Source organism: Oleiphilus sp. HI0086 (assembly GCF_001635225.1).
Genome location: NZ_LWFZ01000515.1, coordinates 1 through 529, shown reverse-complemented (window position 1 = coordinate 529; position 529 = coordinate 1). Strand labels below are relative to the sequence as shown.

1 protein-coding gene is annotated in these 529 nt (G+C 45.2%); it reads right to left on the bottom strand.

Annotated features, from left to right (window positions below):
* A partial coding sequence (locus A3756_RS06355; RefSeq protein ID WP_068553109.1) for a TRAP transporter small permease subunit occupies positions 1–388 on the bottom strand: 388 nt, incomplete at its 3' end.
* Positions 389–529: the final 141 nt, after the last annotated feature.

The following is a 529-nucleotide window of genomic DNA, read 5'->3' as shown; positions in this document are numbered from 1 at the left end:
GGTCACCACTGCCTTCACCCATTTGATAAGACTCATAAGCAAAACCAAGGCTAAAGTGAGTCACAAGTATAATGAAGGGAAGGATAAGAATGAGCGTACCTAAGAGGTTAATCCAGGCCTTGGTCTGGTCTTGCCAGTGATCATAGAAAATATCCACGCGGACATGGGCATTTTCTTGAATCGCATAGGGAATACCTAGTAGAAACACGCAAGAGAAGAGATGCCACTCCAGTTCCTGCATACCGATCGATACATCATTAAAGCCATAGCGCATGACCACATCGTAGAAAACGTTGATGAGTAGTAAGAGCATGGCGCTAGCCGAGAGTACTCCGCATAAACGCGCAATGCTTTTAAACAGAGTATCCAGGGCTAGAATTACTTGCATAGTATTAACGTGCAGACCTTATCTTAGGGGGCTGTGCTATCTAAATAGGCCTTATCAGACATATTGGTCCAGGCACGTGCTTTTTCCAGATACTCTTTCTGAGACTTAAGCACTCGCGCAGCGAACTCATCTTTAGAGGCG